The sequence below is a fragment of the Luteimonas sp. RIT-PG2_3 genome, assembly GCF_054902115.1.
In genome coordinates this window covers 63,318-79,394 of the sequence record NZ_JBUBPF010000011.1, presented here as the reverse complement: position 1 = coordinate 79,394, position 16,077 = coordinate 63,318, and the positions used below count along the sequence as shown (strand labels likewise).

The following is a 16,077-nucleotide window of genomic DNA, read 5'->3' as shown; positions in this document are numbered from 1 at the left end:
GCGCTGTCGCGTCTACGCCACGGACCGCATCGGCGGTGCCGCGCGGGCGCGTTGGTAGGTCTCGAGCCAGGCGCCGAAGTCGAGCACCGGCAGCGCTTCGGAATACAGGTAGCCCTGCACTTCGTTGCAACCCAGCGAACGCAGGAAATCGGCCTGCTGCACCGATTCGACGCCCTCGGCGGTGACCTGCATGTCGAAGTTGTGCGCGATCAGCAGGATCGAGCGCACGATCGCCGCGTCGCCGCGGTCGTCCATGACATCGCGCACGAAGCTGTGGTCGATCTTGACGCGATCGACCGCCAGGTGGTGCAGCATCGACAGCGAGGCGTAGCCGGTGCCGAAGTCGTCGTAGGCCGCGCGCACGCCGCGCTGGCGCAGCGCCTGTAGCGTGGCCGCGGCGACGTCGTCATCGCGCAGCGCGATGGTCTCGGTCAGTTCCAGCTCCAGGCATTCCGGCGGCAGGCCGCTGCCGCGCAGCGCGGCATCGACTTCGTGCAGGAAATCCTCGTGGCCGAACTGCGACGGGAACAGGTTGACGCTGACGGTCAGGTGCCGGCCATCGACCGCCGGCCAGGTGACCGCGTCGTGGCAGGCGCGTTCGAGGATCCACCAGCCGATCGTCGGCGCGATGCCGCTGATCGCAAGCGCTTCGATGAAGGCGGCGGGCATCAGCAGGCCGCGCTCGGGATGGCGCCAGCGCAGCAGGGCTTCGGCCCCGGTCGGGCGTCCGCTTTCGAGGTCGATCTGCGGCTGGTAGAACAGTTCGAACTCGCCTTCGCTGACCGCCCGGCGCAGTTCGAGGTCGAGCTTGCGGCGATCGATCGCCTCGGTGCGCATGCTCGGTTCGAAGCGGCGCAGCGACTGTCCGCGGCTGCGCTTGGCGTAGTGCATCGCCAGTTGCGCGCGCGCGACCATTTCCAGGCTGTCGGCGTGTACGTCGACATCGGTGCTGGCCGGCACCAGCGGGGCCAGCGCGCCATCGGCAACGACGCCCTCGCTGTCGCCTTCGCCATTGCCATCGAGCAGCAGGCCGATGCAGGCATCCAGGTGCACGCGGTGCATGTCGACTTCACAGGGTTGGGCGAGGTCGAGCAAAATCGCGTTCAACAGCGCTTCGATGGCCTTGGGCTTCTGGCCGCGGGTATGCAGCGCGATCGCGAACTCGTCGCCGTCGAGGCGGGCGAGGAAGGCGTCGTCGGGCAGGCGTGCCATCAGGCGGGCGGCGACGACCTGCAGCATGGTGTCGGCGGTATCTGGCCCGAGGGTCACGCTGATCGAGCGGAAGTTGTCCATGCCCAGCACGGCGACGGTGGTCGCGATGCCGGCCTCGCGGCGCGCATCGAGCGCGCGCAGCAGTCCGGCACGGTTCGGCAGGCCGGTCAGCCCGTCCTCGTCGGTGCGATGTCCTTCGAGCAGGGTGCCGACATAGTCGGCCATCATCTCGTCGTGCGGCGCCGGGGTCACGCGGCGCGACTCTGGGTGACGCCGGTCAGCGCGAGCATCCAGTCGAGCGCGGCGCGATAGGCGTCGGCGCCCTGTCCGGCCAGCGTTGCGTTGGCGGCGATCGCGCGGGCGTCGCGCAGGCGCGTGTCCATCGGGATCGGGCCCGGGCAGACGTGGGCATCGTACAGGCCGCGCAGGTGTTCGAGGCTTTGCTGGCTGCTGCTGGTACGGCGGTCGAACAGCGTGGGCAGCACGCAGCGCGGCAGCGGACGCCGCCGCGACGACTGCACCATGTCGGCGGTGCGCAGCATGTCGGCCAGGCCATGCAGCGCCAGCGGGTCGGTCTGGGTCGGGCAGACCAGCAGGTCGGCCGCGGCCAGGGCGTTCACCATCAACAGCCCCAGCGTCGGCGGGCAGTCGAGCAGCACATGGTCGTACAGCGGGGTCACGCCCTGCAGGGCGCGCTGCAGCGCCATGCCGAGGCCGGGCTGGGTCGCGCTGCGCCGTTCCAGCGTGGCCAGGGCGGACTGTGCGGCGACCAGGCGCAGGCGTTCGACGGCGGTACTGCGCGCCAGGCTGTCGAGCGGGGGCGGCTGCGGGACGAACAGTTCGTGGGTGCCCTGCGGCGCCGGTTGCCGGGCGATGCCGAACGCGCGCGTCAACGAGGCATGCGGATCGAGGTCGATCAGCAGCACGCGGCTGCCATCGGCGGCCAACCCGCGAGCCAGGCACAAGGAACTGGTGGTCTTGCCGACGCCACCCTTCTGGTTCGCGATCGCCCAGACTTCCATGTCAGCGCTCCCCTGCGGCGGCGACGGTTGCCGGTGCGTTCGGGCTGGGGGTGTCTGGGGTGTCGGACGCGTCGTGGGTGCCGGAGATTGCAATGGCGGGGGCCGCCGACGGCACGGCATCGGGGCCTTGCGGGGCCGCAAGGATCACCAGCATCACGCGACGATTGGCGTTACGTCCATCCACGGTCGCATTGTCGGCGATGGGTTGGAATTCACCATACCCTATCGCGGCCATCCGTGGCTGCGCAATGCCTTCGGCGGCAAGCACATGGACCACGCTGGCCGCGCGCGCCGCCGACAGTTCCCAGTTGGACGGGTACTGCACGGTCCGGATCGGCTGGTCGTCGGTGTAGCCCTCGACGCGGACCGCGTTGGGGACATCGCGCAGCACCGCGGCGATCTTGCGGATCGTCTCGGCGGCGGTCGTGCTCGGCGCGGCGACGCCGCTGGAAAACAGGATGTCGCTCTGGATCTCGACTTCCAGGTAGCTCTGGCCGCGGCGCAGGGTGACCAGCTTCTTCTCGACCAACTCCGACAGTGCGGCCTGGATGTCCTTGCCCAGCGAGACCAGCCCACCTTCGCCGTCGCGCTCGCCCTTGCCCTGCTTGTCGAGCAGGGTCGCGCCATGGCCGTTGACGCCGGCGGCGTAGCGCGGCATGTCGAGCGCCTGCTGCATGCGCTGCTGGATCAGCATGCTGGCCGGCGCCGGGCCGGTCTTGGCGGCCGAGGTGACCACCGAGGGGCGGTCGAACGAAGACCCCAGGCGCTGGCTCTTGCCCAGCTGCAGCGGCGAGACCGAGCGCGGCGGACCGCCGAACGCGGCATTGAGCGAGTCCGAGACCGCGCGATACTTGCCTTCGTTGACCGAGGAGATCGCGTACATGACCACGAAGAACGCCAGCAGCAGCGTCACCAGATCGCCATAGGGGATCGCCCAGGCTTCGTGGTTGGCGTGTTCTTCGTGGACGTGCTTGCGGGCCATCGGCGGCGACTCAGTGCACGTAGCCGCTGAGGCGCGATTCGATGTTGCGCGGGTTCTCGCCCTGGGCGATCGCGATCAACCCCTCGACGATCATCTCGCGTTCCTCGGTCTGGGCGTTGATCAGGGCCTTGAGCTTGTTGGCCATCGGCAACAACAGCAGGTTGGCCGCACCGATGCCGTAGATGGTCGCGGTAAAGGCGGCCGCGATGCCGCCGCCGAGCTTGCTCGGGTCGGCGAGGTTCTTCATGACCGCGATCAGGCCGAGCACGGCGCCGATGATGCCCAGCGTTGGCGAGTAGATGCCCATGCCTTCGAAGACCTTGGCCGCGGCGAGGTCCTTCTGGCTCTGGTGGTGCATGTCGGTCTCGAGCACGGCGCGGATCGCGTCCGGGGCGATGCCGTCGACGACCATCTGCAGGCCCTTCTTGGTGAACTCGTCGTCCTGGGTGGCGACCTGCGCCTCCAGGCCGAGCAGGCCCTGCTTGCGTGCGGTGTTGGACCATTCGACGATCCGCGCCAGGATCGCGGCGCGGTCCTGCGACGGCGGCTGGAAGACCCATCGGGCGATCTTCATCGCGCGCTTGAAGGTGACCAGGCTGGTCTGGATCAGGATCGAGGCGATGGTGCCGCAGATCACGATGACGAACGCGGCCGGTGACCACAGGCTGGCCAAGCCCGCGCCCTTGAGCACGCTGCCGATGAGCAGCGCGACCAGCGCGAGAATGACACCAATGACACTGAGCTTGTCCATGCAATCGTTATCGGTCGGGATTCGGATTTCTGAAGCGGTTTCTTCACGTGGACCCGAGGCCGTCGCCCCGGCGGGGGGCGACGGGATTCCGGCGCCGGCCGGGGCAGGGGGCGGGCGCTTGCAGGGACGGCCGGTCCGCGATCAGCCGCCGGTCCGTGACGGGATCGATGCGGCCCTCAGGTCGGCCAGGCGTCGTCGCGCGGCGGATCGGGCTTCCATTCCGCCAGCCGGGCGCGCAGGCGCACCATGGCCTGACCATGGATCTGCGAGACCCGCGATTCGCTGACCGACAGCACCGCGCCGATCTCGCGCAGGTTGAGTTCCTGCTCGTAATACAGCGACAGCACCAGTCCCTCGCGTTCGGGCAGGCCCTCGATGGCCTCGGCCAGGGCGACGCGGAAGGCCTCGTCCTCGAAGCTGCGTGCCGGGGTCGCGTTGTCGCGCGTCGCCAGCCGCGGCTCGCCGTCATGCGCTTCGATGTGCGCGTCCAGGCTTGCCAGCTGGCCGCGCGCGGCGTCCTCGACGAGGCGGTGGTATTCGTCCAGCGGGATCTGCATCGCGGCGGCGACCTGGGCCGGGGTGGCGGTGTGCCCGGTCTCCTGTTCGACCCGCCGGACCGCCGCGATCATCTCGCGGTAGTTGCGGTGCACCGAACGCGGGGTCCAGTCGCCGCGCCGCATCTCGTCGATCATCGCGCCGCGGATGCGGATCGAGGCGTAGGTCTCGAAGGTCGCGCCCTGGTCGGCCTGGAAATTGCGCGCGGCATCGATCAGGCCGAGCATGCCGGCCTGCACCAGGTCGTCGATCTCGACGCTCGGCGGCAGCCGCGCGGCAAGGTGGTGGGCGATGCGCCGGACCAGTTCGCCATGGCGTTCGACGATGTCGGCCGCCGAGCCGTTCTGTTGCGCCCGGTAGCAGGCGGCGGCAGGGTTCATGAGGTGGCGCTCCCGGGGACAGCCGCCACGGCCGGGGAGACCAGGCGCTCGAGGAAGAATTCGACATGTCCGCGCGGACCCGCCGGCGATTGCCAGGTACGGGCGCGACGTGCGATGTCGCGATAGGCGATGGCCGCCGGTGCCGACGGGAACGCATCGACGACGGCTTCCTGGCGCTGCACTGCGCGACGCAGCCATTCGTCGCGCGGGATCGAACCCAGGTGGTGCAGGGTCACGTCGAGGAAACGGGTGGTCACGCGTTCGAGCTTCTCGAACAGCGCCGGGCCTTCAGCGGCGTCGTGGACCTGGTTGGCCAGCACCTGCACGCGCTGCACGCCGCGGTCGCGGTTGAGGACCTTGATCAGCGCGTAGGCATCGGTGATCGATGCCGGCTCGTCGCAGACCACCACGATGACGTCGTGCGCGGCCTGGCAGAACGTCAGCACGCCATCGGCGATGCCGGCGGCGTTGTCGACGATCATCGTGTCGATCGGCGTGCCCAGTTCGGAGAACGCATGCACCAGGCCGACATGCTCCTGCGGGGTCAGTTGCGCCATGTGCTGCTTGCCCGACGCGGCCGGCACGACCATCAGCCCGTTGGGGCCTTCGAGGATGGTGTCGGCGAGGTCGCAGCGGCCGGCGAAGACGTCGGCCAGCGTGAAGCGCGGCGACAACCCGAGCATGACGTCGACGTTGGCCAGACCCAGGTCGGTGTCGAGCAGCAGCGTGCGCTGGCCGGCATTGACCATCGCCGCGGCGAGGTTCACCGAGGTCGTGGTCTTGCCGACCCCGCCCTTGCCGGAGGCAACGGCAATCACGCGTGGCATCGACGTGGTGGCGGCATCAGACGGCATTGCGGATCTCGTTGTGGGCCGGCAGGTCGGCGTGGTGGGAAGGGGCTGTGGCATGGTCGGGACGGCCGGCATTGGCCATCGCTTCGGCGATGCGCATGCGGTTGCCCGATTCCAGATCGCGGTCGGCGCGCTGGCCGTTGGTGACGTAGGCGATCGGCATCTCGTTGCGCACCGTCACCGACAGGGCCGCGCCGAGATAGCCGGTCTCGTCGAGCTTGGTCAGGATCAGGCCTTCCGGCGAGCACGGACGATAGCGGCGGATCACCGCATGCATGTCCTGCGGATTGCCGTTGGCCGGCAGCACCAGCAGGCTGCGGACGCGGCGCGTGGATCGCAGCCAGAGGATCTGGTTGAACAGGGCGCGATCGTTGGGCGCGTAGCCGGTGGTGTCGACCAGCACCAGCGGGTAGTCCGCCAGTTGCGCCAGCGCATGCTGCAGGCCGGTCATTCCGCGGGCCTCGCAGACGGTGATGCCGAGTTTGCGGCCGTGCGCCTGCAACTGCTCGTGCGCGCCGGGGCGCTCGCAGTCGGTGGTGATCAGGGCGACGTCGCGGGCGCGGTGGCGTGCGGCGAAACGGGCCGCGAGCTTGGCCGCGGTCGTGGTCTTGCCGGCGCCGGTCGGCCCGACCAGGGCGATGACGCCGCCGTCGTCGACCGGTTCGGCCGCGGCGATCTCGAGCATGCGCGCCAGCGCTTCGATCATCGGCGTATGGATCGCGTCGACCGGCAGCGTCGGATCGAGTTGGGCGGCGACGGCCTGTGCCAGCGCTTCGTCGCAGCCGAAGCCGAGCATGGCTTCGAACGCGGCGGTGCGCGCGGGCGAGCCGCGCAGGCGCTCGCGCTCGAGCTGCGCCATCTGGATTTCCATCAGCTGGCGCATCTGCGCCATTTCTTCGCGCATCGCGACGATCGCAGGCGCTTCGATGTCGTCGGCGATCGCCGGCACCAACGACAGCGCGGGCGGCGAGACGCCGGCATGCGCGACCGGCTTGCGGACGATGGCGGTCGGCGCCGGCACCGGTGCGGCGGCGTTGATCAGCGATGCGAACGACACGGTGTCCTGGTCGAGCAGGGCATGCAGGTCGTCGCTGTTGCTGTCGTCGACATCGAGGGCGGGCGCGAGGTTGACGGTGGCCTGCAGCGGCAGCGAGCGTGCGACATCGGCGATGACGGCGGCCGGGCGCATCGAGGCGGTCAGTTCGTCCAGTGTCGGGCCGTCGCTGTCGCGCAGGCGGGCCAGCGCGCGGTTACGCAGGTTGGCCTGGGCGTCGGCGGTCTGGCGTCCGTGGTCGAGCGCGGCGGCGAAGGCGGCGGCCGGATCGGTGCGCTGCGGCGGCGCTGCCGGCGCGGGGGCGGCGAGCGGTGCGACTGTTCCGACAGATGCGTTCGGCGAGGCTGCCAGACCGGCCGGCGCTTGCGCGGCGGCGGGGATCGAGACGGGTGCGACAGGCGACGACGCGACGTAGGCCGGTGCGACCTGGACCGGCGTTGCGAGCGCGGCGGCAGGGGCAGTGACGGCTAGCGCTTCGCTGGCTTCATCGGCTTCGGCGGCGCGCAGCACGCGGGCCAGCGCGGCTTCGTCGTAGCCCAGCGAGGCGACGACCTCGATGCCCTCGGGCGTGCTCCTGGTCGACAGGATCACCGCGTCGGCGCCGAGCGTCTCGCGGATCTTCCGCAGCGCGGTCCGCATGTCGGGGGCAACGAAACTCTTGATCTTCATCTGCTGCTTCCTTTGGGGCGCCGGATATCCGGCGCGACCCCTGCGCTAATGTGTGCGGCGATGCCGCTGCCTTAACCGACCGCTCCGACCAGTCTCAGCCGCTTGTCTTCGGGAACCTCGGCGTAGGCCAGTACGGACAGCGACGGAACGCTGTGCCGCACCAGCCGCGCCACCGAGGCACGGACCCCGCCGGGGACGAGTAGGACGGCGGGTTCGCCCTTGCTCTCCTGACGGGTGACGCACTCGCTGAGGTTCTGGTGCATCCGCTCTGCGAGTCCCGGTTCGAGCGCTGCGCCCTGGCCGTTGACGGAGTCCTGCAAGACACGTTCCAGTTGCGGCGCCAGGGTATAGACGGGCAGTTCCTCGGCCATGCCGTTGAGCTCCTGCACGATGAAGCGACCCAGGGCGACGCGGACGGCGGCGGTCAGTACCGACGGGTCCTGGGTATGCGCGCCGTGCTCGAGCAGGGCCTCGACGATCTGGCGGATCTGGCGCACCGGCACGCGGTCAGCCAGCAGCGACTGCAGCACCTTGACCACCACCGACAGCGGCAGCAGCTTGGGCGTCAGGTCCTCGACCAGCTTCGGCGCGCTGCGGCCGACGGTTGCCAGCAGTTGCTGCACCTCGTCGTGGCCCAGCAGTTCGGCGCTGCGCTCACGCACCAGGTGCGACAAGTGGGTGGCGACGACGGTCGCGGCATCGACGACGGTGTAGCCCAGCGATTCGGCATGGGCGCGCTGGCTCGGCAGGATCCAGGTCGAATCCAGGCCGAACGCCGGGTCCTTGCCGGAGATGCCGTCGAGCGGTCCGAACACGCGACCGGGGTCGAGCGCGAGTTCGCGGTCGGGATGGATCTCGCCGCCGGCCAGCGGCACGCCATGCACCAGCACGCGGTATTCGCCGGGCGCCAGTTCGAGGTTGTCGCGCACGTGCACGGCCGGGATCAGGAAGCCGATGTCCTGGGTCAGCTTGCGGCGCACGCCCTTGAGCCGGGCCAGCAGTTCGCCGCCCTGCTGCTTGTCGACCAGCGCGATCAGCTTGTAGCCGACCTCGAGCGCCAGCGGTTCGACCGGGCGGATCTCGTCCCAGCTCAGTTCGGCCATCGGCGAGGTCGCGGCACTGGCGGCGGCCGCGGCCGCTTCGGCTTCGGCCTGCGGCGCGGCGGCTTCGCGCGCCTGCAGTTTCCACGCGGCGAAGCCGAGGATGGCCGCCAGGATCAGGAACGGCAGGTTGGGCATGCCCGGGATGATGCCGATCAGGCCCATCAGCAGTGCCGACACCGTCAGCGCACGCTGGTGACCGAAGACCTGTTTGGAGACCGCGGCGCCCATTTCCTGTTCGCCGGTCGAGCGCGTGACCAGCATCGCGACCGCGGTGGCGATCAGCAGCGCCGGCAACTGCGCGACCAGGCCGTCGCCGATCGCCAGCAGCACGTAGGTGCGCGAGGCCTCGGCGAAGCCCATGTCGTGCGACAGCATGCCGATCAGCAGGCCGCCGACGATGTTGATGACCAGGATCAGGATGCCGGCGATGGCGTCGCCGCGGATGAACTTGCTGGCGCCGTCCATCGATCCGTAGAAGTCGGCCTCGTCGCGGACCTCCTGGCGGCGCAGCTTGGCGTCCTCGCGCGTCAGCAGGCCAGCGTTGAGGTCGGCGTCGATGGCCATCTGCTTGCCGGGCAGGGCGTCGAGGATGAAGCGCGCCGACACCTCGGAGATGCGGCCGGCGCCCTTGGTGACGACGACGAAGTTGACGATGGTCAGGATCGCGAATACCACGATGCCGACCGCGAAGCTGCCGCCGATGACGAACTGGCCGAAGGATTCGATGACGTGGCCGGCGGCGCCCGGGCCCTTGTGGCCGTGCAGCAGCACGACACGGGTCGAGGCCACGTTCAGCGCCAGCCGCAGCAGCGTGACCAGCAGCAGCACGCTGGGGAAGATCGAGAAGTCCAGCGGCTTGCGCACGTAGACCACCGCCAGCAGCACCACCAGCGACAGCGCGATGTTGATCGTGAACAGCGCATCGAGCACCGGCGGCGCCAGCGGCACGAGGATCATCGCCAGCAGCGCGAGCACCACGACCGGCGCCGCGGCGCCGCCCTTGATCGATCCCATGACCCCGCCGACGGATAACCGTCCCGGCTGCGCACTCATCGCGACGGCCCGTTGACGCCGCCGCCGGCGTCGTAGTCGACCGCGCCCTCGGGGCCGGCATCGATGTCGGCCAGCGCCGGCATCGGCCCACGGCCGGGCGCCCAGGCGCGCAGCTGGTACACATACGAGAGGACTTGAGCGACTGCGGCGTAGAGCTTCACCGGGATTTCCTGATCGACCTGCGCCTGTCTGTACAAGGATCGTGCCAGCGGCGGTGCCTCGACGATCGCGATGCGGTGCTGGTCGGCCAGCGCACGGATCGCCAGGGCCATTTCGTCCACGCCCTTGGCGACCACGACCGGCGCCTGCATGCCGCTGTCGGCCTTGTACTTGAGCGCGACCGCGTAGTGGGTCGGGTTGACCAGCACCAGGTCGGCCTCGGGGACCGCCTCCATCATCCGCCGGCGCGACATCTGCATCTGCACCTGGCGCACGCGCGCCTTGAGTTCGGGGTTGCCCTCGGACTCCTTGTGCTCGTCGCGGATCTCCTGCTTGGTCATCTTCAGCCTGGCGCGATACTGGTAGTGCTGCCAGGGCACGTCGATCAGCGCCAGCGCGGCCAGCGCGCCGACCATCGCCAGCAGCGCGTTCATCGCGATGCCGACGCCGCCGGCGACCGCCTGCTCCAGCGACGCCAGCGGCATGCCCAGCAGCGACGAGAACGCGTGGTAGACCATCAGCGTGCCGACCCCGCCGATCAGCAGCACCCGCAGCAGCGAGCGCACCAGCTCGGCCGCGCCCTCCTTGCCGTAGATCCGCGACAGCCCGTTCTTGGGATTGAGCCGGTTGAAGTCGACCTTCAGCGACTGGCTGGCGAACTGCAGGCTGCCCATCACCGCCGGGGCGATGAAGCAGGCCGCCAGCGCCGCCAGCAGCAGCGGCAGCATCACTACCAGCAGGCCGCCGAATAGCCCGACCGCGTGCGGGATCAACTGACCCGGTGCATCCAGCATCGCCGGGTCGACGGTCAGCGCATTGCGCATCCAGGTCCGGCTGGACTCGCCGATATGGCCGCCGGTGGCTTTCAGTGCCAGCACCGCGCAGCCCAGCACGGCGACGTTGGCCAGCTCGCGCGAGCGCGGCACGTTGCCTTTCTCGCGCGCTTCCCGCAACCGTTTTTCGGTGGGAAGTTCGGTCTTGTCTTCCTGGTCGCTCTCGCTCATCGCGGCCTCAGCCAAGCAGTCCGCGTGCGGCCAGGAACGCCTGGTCGAACAAGGCCTGCACCGGCGCCTGCAGGTTGCGCATCAACAGCATCAGCAGCACCAGACCGGTCAGCAGCGATACCGGCAGGCCGATCGCCATCGGGTTGAGCTGCGAGGCCGCGCGCGACAGCACGCCGAACGCGATGTTGACCGACAGCAGCGCCATGACCACCGGCAGTGCCAGCAGCACCCCGGCGCGCAGCGCGGTCGAGAAGAACGCCGGCACCGCCGACAGCAGGGCGTCGCGATCGGGCAGGGCGGTGCCGATGGGCAGGCTGGCGTAGCTGTCGGCCAGCAGGTTGATCAGCGCGAGGTGGCCGTCGAGCGTGAAGAACATCAGCGCGAACACGATGAAGAACCATTGCGACAGCACCGGCGACGAGGCCCCGCTGAGCGGGTCGGCCATGGTCGCGAACGACAGGCCCATGCCTTGCGACACCAGTTCGCCGGCCAGTTGCCCGGCCTCGAAGGCCATCCGCAGCACCAGGCCGATAGCGATGCCGACGGTGAACTCGCGCAGCACGCCGAGTACGGTGGCCGAATCGACCGCCATCGGCGGTGGTGCCGGCAGGACGCTGGTCATCGCGGCGGACAGCGCCAGCACCAGGATCAGCCGCGCACGCGCGGGCATGGTCCGTCCGCCGACGACCGGCAGCACCTGGAACGCGGCACCGATGCGCACGGCGTGCCAGAGCACGGCGGCGAACAGCGCGAACAGGTCGACGCCGGTGGACGTGGTGAGGGTGACGGTGTCCATGGTGCGGGGGCTGCGATCCTGGGGCGCGGCGAGGGGCGCGAGGGTGGATGCAGGATTTGTGCCGTGGGTGTTGGGGAGGGGCTTTCGGGCGGGGCTCATTGAGAAGCAGAAGAGCAAGGGCTTCTGAAGAGCCGAGCAGCAAGGGCTTCCACTCGCCTGCGGCGAGCGGGTTCATTTCTTTTGGTAAGCGCCAAAAGAAACGGAACCAAAGAAAAACGCTTCCTCGACAACAGCAGCCTCACGCGTTGTTCGTTCCGGGATTTTTCGACTCGCCATCCATGGCTCGGTCGGAAAACGGCGGGCGTCCATGCCCGCCGCCCTCCGGGTCTGCAAATGACATCCGTCAGTCTCTGCCGCGAAGAAGCAAGGCAGAAGCCGAGTGGGCCTTCGACCCGTTGGGATCAATGAATCGCTCAAGCTTTTGCTTCGGGAATTCCGTGCCACCCCCGCATTGCTTGCAGACCCGCAGGGCGCCGCACATGGATGTGCGGCGTTTTTCGATCGAGCCATGGATGGCGAGTCGAAAAATCCCGGAACGAATGAAAGGTGGGGTTGCTTGCTCGGGGAAGGCCCTTTTCTTTGGTTCGTTTCTTTTTGGCCTTAAAAAAAGAAATGAACCCGGCCGCGCCAGCGGACGGAAGCTCTCGCTCTTAGCTCGGCAAGAGAGACCCCGCGCAGGCCACTCACCCGATCAAATGCGGAATCCGATGGAACAGGTCCGTCGTGAACGCCACCAACCGGCCCAACAGGAAATGCCCTGTCAATGCGAACGTCGCCACCAGCGTGATCGCCTTGACCACGAACGCGATCGTCGGCTCGTTGATCTGCGTGGCCGCCTGCAGGATGCCGACGACCACGCCGATCGCCAGCACCGCGATCAGCGGCGGGCCGCCGAGCAGCAATGCCATCTGCATGCCGCGGGCGATTTCGGACAGTGCGGTTTCTGGACTCATGGCGTTGGTCTGCTGCCGTCGATGGGGCTGCCGTCGAGGACGCTGCCGTCAAGGGTGCCGACATCAGCGGTGCCGACGTCGAAGGGGGGCATGTCGAACGTCGTCATGGCTAGACCGCGTTGAAGCTGGCGGCCAGCGAGCCCACCACCAGCACCCAGCCGTCGACCAGCACGAACAGCAGGATCTTGAACGGCGCCGAGATCAGCATCGGCGACATCATCATCATGCCCATCGACATCAGCACGCTGGCCACCACCAGGTCGATGATCACGAACGGGATGTAGATCAGGAATGCGATCTCGAACGCGGTCTTGAGTTCGCTGGTCAGGAACGAGGCCGCCAGCACGCCGAAGGGCACGTCGGCCGGAGTGTTGTATGGGCCGGAGTTGGACAGGCCGGCGAAGGTCATCAGGTCGTTCTCGCGGACCTGCGCCAGCATGAAGCCGCGGAAGGGTTCACTGGCTGCGGCCCAGGCGGCGCGGAAATCCAGGGTGCCGTCGAGGTAGGGCGCGATGCCGCTGCTCCAGGCGGCGTCGAACACCGGGGTCATCACCATCATCGTCAGGAACAGCGCCAGCGCGAGCAGGACCTGGTTGCTGGGGGTCTGGCCGGTGCCGAGCGCCTGCCGAAGCAGGCCGAGCACGATGATGATGCGGGTGAACGCGGTCATGCCCAGCAGCGCGGCCGGCAGCAGGGTGATGCTGGTCATCAGCGCCAGCACCTGCAGCGGCATGCTGACGGTCTCGCCGCCGACCTTGCCGACGGTCACCGCCGGCATCGACTGCGCGCTGAGTTCGGCAAAGCCGGGCACGCCCTGCGCAGGGGCGGCCGGGGCCAGGGGCGCCGGCGCCTGCACCGGGGCAGGCGCGGTCTGGGCAGAGGCGCTGCCGGCCAGTACCAGCAGCGTCAACAGCAGGCTCATCAGCAGCGCAGCGACAGGGCGGCGCAGGGGCGTGCGGATCATGGACGCTTCTTTCCGAAATGTTGGGCCAGGACCTGCGCGAATGCCGGTGACGGTGTGTCGACGGGCGTGGGCAGCGGGGTGTCCAGGGTGTGCAGGACGCGGGTGCCGGTGGCACCGGTGCCGACCAGCAATTGGGTGTCGCCGACGGCGATAACGACCACGCGTTCGCGTGGGCCCAGCGACAGCGAGCCGAGCACGCGCAGTGCGGGATTGGCGGTGCCGCCGCCGACACCGGGCAGGCGCTTGGCCAACCAGCCCAGCAGCACGATCAGGCCGACCACCAGCACCAGGGCCAGCAATGCGCCCCCGATGCTGCCGGCGCCGGTCGGTGCGGTCCCTGCGGCCGTGGCCTGCGGGGAGGCGACGCCGAGCTGCGCGGTCTGCGTGGCGGCGGCGGTCCCGAGATGGCCGACCGACTGCGCTGCCAGCGGAGTCTGGTGGCTGGCGCTATCGAGTGCGGCGGCGGGGGCATCGATGACGAAGGCATCGGAACCGATCGCGACCGCGGGCGTATCGCCGGCCACCGGCGGACGCTGCGGAACCGCAACGTCGGCCCCGACCGCAACCGACGCCTGCGCGGCGGCGATCGCCGCGTCGTTGGCGGTCGTCAGCGCGGTCGTCATTGCGGTCACTTCAGGCGCTTGATGCGTTCGGCGGGGCTGACCACGTCGGTCAGGCGCACGCCGAAGCGTTCGTTGACCACCACCACTTCGCCCTGTGCGATCAGGGTGCCGTTGACGTAGACGTCGAGCGGCTCGCCGGCCGCGCGTTCGAGTTCGACGACCGAGCCCTGGGTCAGCTGCAACAGGTTGCGGATCGGGATGCGCGTGCGCCCGACTTCCAGCGACAGCTGGACCGGGACGTCGAGGATCACGTCGAGGTTGAGGTCGCCGGTCGCGGCGGCCGCGGGTTCCGCGGTCAGCGGATCGAAGGCCGCGGGGGCGGGATTGGTGTCCTGGGTCATGGGGTGGCCGTCAGCAGTTCGTTGGAGTCGTTGGAGGCGGGCACGCGCGGAAAGCGCTCCTGCGTGACCTTGATGGCGTTGAAGCCGTTGTGGATGCCGAACTCGCCATCGAACATCGGCGTGCTTTCGACTTCCAGCTGCACGACGCGTGCCAGCTCGATCGGGATGATGTCGCCCACGCGCAGCCGTGACAGTTCGCGCAGGCTGATCTGGCGATGGGCGATCGACACGCGCAGTTCGAGGTCGGCCGCTTCGATGCCGGCGCGCAGGTGGCGCGACCAGGTCTCGTCGCTGTCGACGCGCTGCTTGCGCGTGGTCGTGGCCTCGAGGTGGTCGCGCAGCGGTTCGAGCGCCTTGTACGGGATCGCGATGTGCAGGTCGCCGCCGCCGCCATCGAGGCCGATGCTGAAGCGGCTGACGACGATGTGGTCGCGCGGGTCCAGCACGTCGGCCTGCAGTGGGTTGGCCTCGGTGCGCTGGAACTGGCATTCGATCGGCTGCAGCGGCGCCCAGGCGTCGCCGAGGTCGTTGAAGACCTGGCGCAGCATCAGCTGCACGATGCGCATCTCGGTTGGCGTGAACTCGCGGCCTTCGAGCTTGGCCGGGAACCGGCCGCCGCCGCCGAAGAAGCTGTCGACGACGGTGAACACCAGGCGCGGTTCGAACACCACCAGGCCGGTGCCGCGCAGCGGCTTGAGCTGGACCAGGTTGAGGTTGGCCGGCTGCGGCATCGAGTGCATGTATTCGTCGAAGCGGATCACGTCGACGCCGCGGAACGTCAGTTCCGCCGAGCGCCGCAGCAGGTTGAACAGGCCGACGCGGAACGCGCGCGCGAAGCGTTCGTTGATCGCATCCAGCCCGGGCAGCTTGCCGCGCACGACGCGGCCCTGCGACGCGAAGTCGTAGACGCGGACCTCGCCCGGCGCGGCCGGCGGCGACGTGCCGACACTGCCGCTGTCGACGCCGTGCAGCAGCGCGTCGATCTCGTCCTGTGACAGCAGGTCGTTGCTCATCACTGCACGACCAGGCTGGTGAAGATCACGGCTTCGGCGGCGGCGGGCTGGCCTTCTTCGGTCAGCACCTTGCGTACTTCGGCCAGCGCGTCTTCCTGCAGGCGTTCCTTGCCGCTGCGCTGGGCGAGCTGGGCGGCGGTCTGCTGGCCGAACAGCAGCAGCAGGCGGTTGCGGATGGCCGGCGCCTGCGCCTCGATGGCTGCCAGCGTCTTCGGGTCGCGGGTCATGACCTGGACGTCGGCCTGGAAGTAACGGCTGATGTCGGGGTCGGCAAGATTGACGACGAAGGCCGGGTCGAGCGCGAAATAGGTCGCGACGGCCTTGGCGGCGGTCGCACCGGGCGCGCCTTCGCCGGCAGCGCCGGCTTCGGCTGCATGCGCGGCGGGGCTCTTCTGCGTGGTCCACCACCAGCCGCCGCCGGCACCGCCGGCAAGCAGCACGACCGCGCCGAGGATCAGCGGCAGTTTGCTCTTCTTCTTTTCGGTGGCGGGCTTGTTGTCAGCGGACACGTGCGGCAACTCCGGTAGGCGATGCCGGAGGGATGCAAGCGGTGTGCCGCGGCGTCAACGCGTCGCCGTGGCGGAAGCTTGAC

Annotated in this window: 17 protein-coding genes; all 17 read right to left on the bottom strand. The window is 69.2% G+C overall.

The genetic code is table 11. The features are described from left to right. Nucleotides 1-12 precede the first annotated feature (12 nt). Complete coding sequence (locus ACYX7E_RS15595) at nucleotides 13-1,464, bottom strand: putative bifunctional diguanylate cyclase/phosphodiesterase (RefSeq protein ID WP_462081510.1); 1,452 nt, start codon at nucleotides 1,462-1,464, stop codon at nucleotides 13-15. Further along, nucleotides 1,461-2,234, bottom strand: coding sequence for a ParA family protein (locus ACYX7E_RS15590; protein WP_462081509.1), 774 nt, complete (start codon nucleotides 2,232-2,234; stop codon nucleotides 1,461-1,463). The genes ACYX7E_RS15595 and ACYX7E_RS15590 overlap by 4 nt, the downstream gene beginning before the upstream one ends. A gap of 1 nt (nucleotide 2,235) precedes the next feature. Further along, nucleotides 2,236-3,216 (bottom strand): flagellar motor protein MotD, encoded by a 981-nt coding sequence (gene motD / locus ACYX7E_RS15585; RefSeq protein ID WP_462081508.1) that lies wholly within the window; start codon nucleotides 3,214-3,216, stop codon nucleotides 2,236-2,238. Nucleotides 3,217-3,226: 10 nt separating this feature from the next. Next, complete coding sequence (locus tag ACYX7E_RS15580) at nucleotides 3,227-3,967, bottom strand: flagellar motor protein (protein WP_462081507.1); 741 nt, start codon at nucleotides 3,965-3,967, stop codon at nucleotides 3,227-3,229. 176 nt (nucleotides 3,968-4,143) lie between these two features. Further along, on the bottom strand, nucleotides 4,144-4,902 hold the full coding sequence (locus ACYX7E_RS15575; protein WP_462081506.1) for an RNA polymerase sigma factor FliA: 759 nt from the start codon (nucleotides 4,900-4,902) through the stop codon (nucleotides 4,144-4,146). Further along, nucleotides 4,899-5,756, bottom strand: coding sequence for a MinD/ParA family protein (locus ACYX7E_RS15570; protein WP_462081505.1), 858 nt, complete (start codon nucleotides 5,754-5,756; stop codon nucleotides 4,899-4,901). Before ACYX7E_RS15570 ends, ACYX7E_RS15575 begins: the two co-directional genes overlap by 4 nt. Then, nucleotides 5,746-7,476, bottom strand: coding sequence for a flagellar biosynthesis protein FlhF (gene flhF / locus ACYX7E_RS15565; RefSeq protein WP_462081504.1), 1,731 nt, complete (start codon nucleotides 7,474-7,476; stop codon nucleotides 5,746-5,748). Before flhF ends, ACYX7E_RS15570 begins: the two co-directional genes overlap by 11 nt. A 71-nt stretch (nucleotides 7,477-7,547) precedes the next feature. Beyond that, entirely contained in the window at nucleotides 7,548-9,632 is a 2,085-nt protein-coding gene (flhA, locus tag ACYX7E_RS15560) for a flagellar biosynthesis protein FlhA (RefSeq protein ID WP_462081503.1), read from the bottom strand. Further along, nucleotides 9,629-10,795, bottom strand: a complete 1,167-nt coding sequence (flhB, locus tag ACYX7E_RS15555) for a flagellar biosynthesis protein FlhB (protein ID WP_462081502.1) — start codon at nucleotides 10,793-10,795, stop codon at nucleotides 9,629-9,631. The genes flhA and flhB overlap by 4 nt, the downstream gene beginning before the upstream one ends. Nucleotides 10,796-10,802: 7 nt before the next feature. Beyond that, complete coding sequence (fliR, locus tag ACYX7E_RS15550) at nucleotides 10,803-11,591, bottom strand: flagellar biosynthetic protein FliR (RefSeq protein WP_462081501.1); 789 nt, start codon at nucleotides 11,589-11,591, stop codon at nucleotides 10,803-10,805. A 171-nt stretch (nucleotides 11,592-11,762) separates the two neighbouring features. Beyond that, the gene (locus ACYX7E_RS15545) at nucleotides 11,763-11,900 is read right to left on the bottom strand and encodes a hypothetical protein (RefSeq protein ID WP_462081500.1); all 138 of its coding nucleotides are present in this window, start codon (nucleotides 11,898-11,900) and stop codon (nucleotides 11,763-11,765) included. Between the two features lie 374 nt (nucleotides 11,901-12,274). Further along, complete coding sequence (locus tag ACYX7E_RS15540) at nucleotides 12,275-12,544, bottom strand: flagellar biosynthetic protein FliQ (RefSeq protein ID WP_462081499.1); 270 nt, start codon at nucleotides 12,542-12,544, stop codon at nucleotides 12,275-12,277. A gap of 109 nt (nucleotides 12,545-12,653) precedes the next feature. Further along, nucleotides 12,654-13,508 carry a flagellar type III secretion system pore protein FliP gene (gene fliP / locus ACYX7E_RS15535; protein ID WP_462081498.1) on the bottom strand — a complete coding sequence of 285 codons (855 nt, stop codon included), beginning with the start codon at nucleotides 13,506-13,508 and terminating at the stop codon, nucleotides 12,654-12,656. Next, complete coding sequence (fliO, locus tag ACYX7E_RS15530; protein WP_462081497.1) at nucleotides 13,505-14,131, bottom strand: flagellar biosynthetic protein FliO; 627 nt, start codon at nucleotides 14,129-14,131, stop codon at nucleotides 13,505-13,507. The genes fliP and fliO overlap by 4 nt, the downstream gene beginning before the upstream one ends. Nucleotides 14,132-14,136: 5 nt before the next feature. Continuing rightward, a complete protein-coding gene (gene fliN, locus ACYX7E_RS15525; RefSeq protein WP_462081496.1) occupies nucleotides 14,137-14,472 on the bottom strand; it encodes a flagellar motor switch protein FliN in 336 nt (111 codons plus the stop codon). Continuing rightward, a complete protein-coding gene (gene fliM / locus ACYX7E_RS15520; RefSeq protein ID WP_462081495.1) occupies nucleotides 14,469-15,485 on the bottom strand; it encodes a flagellar motor switch protein FliM in 1,017 nt (338 codons plus the stop codon). Before fliM ends, fliN begins: the two co-directional genes overlap by 4 nt. Beyond that, on the bottom strand, nucleotides 15,485-15,994 hold the full coding sequence (locus ACYX7E_RS15515) for a flagellar basal body-associated FliL family protein (protein ID WP_462081494.1): 510 nt from the start codon (nucleotides 15,992-15,994) through the stop codon (nucleotides 15,485-15,487). The genes fliM and ACYX7E_RS15515 overlap by 1 nt, the downstream gene beginning before the upstream one ends. Nucleotides 15,995-16,077: the final 83 nt, after the last annotated feature.

Coding starts and splice junctions, on each gene's coding strand:
- ACYX7E_RS15590 (WP_462081509.1), bottom strand. CDS start 2,234: ATGGAAGTCTGGGCGATCGCGAACCAGAAGGGTGGCGTCGGCAAGACC.
- motD (WP_462081508.1), bottom strand. CDS start 3,216: ATGGCCCGCAAGCACGTCCACGAAGAACACGCCAACCACGAAGCCTGG.
- ACYX7E_RS15580 (WP_462081507.1), bottom strand. CDS start 3,967: ATGGACAAGCTCAGTGTCATTGGTGTCATTCTCGCGCTGGTCGCGCTG.
- ACYX7E_RS15575 (WP_462081506.1), bottom strand. CDS start 4,902: ATGAACCCTGCCGCCGCCTGCTACCGGGCGCAACAGAACGGCTCGGCG.
- ACYX7E_RS15570 (WP_462081505.1), bottom strand. CDS start 5,756: ATGCCGTCTGATGCCGCCACCACGTCGATGCCACGCGTGATTGCCGTT.
- flhF (WP_462081504.1), bottom strand. CDS start 7,476: ATGAAGATCAAGAGTTTCGTTGCCCCCGACATGCGGACCGCGCTGCGG.
- flhA (WP_462081503.1), bottom strand. CDS start 9,632: ATGAGTGCGCAGCCGGGACGGTTATCCGTCGGCGGGGTCATGGGATCG.
- flhB (WP_462081502.1), bottom strand. CDS start 10,795: ATGAGCGAGAGCGACCAGGAAGACAAGACCGAACTTCCCACCGAAAAA.
- fliR (WP_462081501.1), bottom strand. CDS start 11,591: ATGGACACCGTCACCCTCACCACGTCCACCGGCGTCGACCTGTTCGCG.
- ACYX7E_RS15545 (WP_462081500.1), bottom strand. CDS start 11,900: ATGGACGCCCGCCGTTTTCCGACCGAGCCATGGATGGCGAGTCGAAAA.
- ACYX7E_RS15540 (WP_462081499.1), bottom strand. CDS start 12,544: ATGAGTCCAGAAACCGCACTGTCCGAAATCGCCCGCGGCATGCAGATG.
- fliP (WP_462081498.1), bottom strand. CDS start 13,508: ATGATCCGCACGCCCCTGCGCCGCCCTGTCGCTGCGCTGCTGATGAGC.
- fliO (WP_462081497.1), bottom strand. CDS start 14,131: ATGACGACCGCGCTGACGACCGCCAACGACGCGGCGATCGCCGCCGCG.
- fliN (WP_462081496.1), bottom strand. CDS start 14,472: ATGACCCAGGACACCAATCCCGCCCCCGCGGCCTTCGATCCGCTGACC.
- fliM (WP_462081495.1), bottom strand. CDS start 15,485: ATGAGCAACGACCTGCTGTCACAGGACGAGATCGACGCGCTGCTGCAC.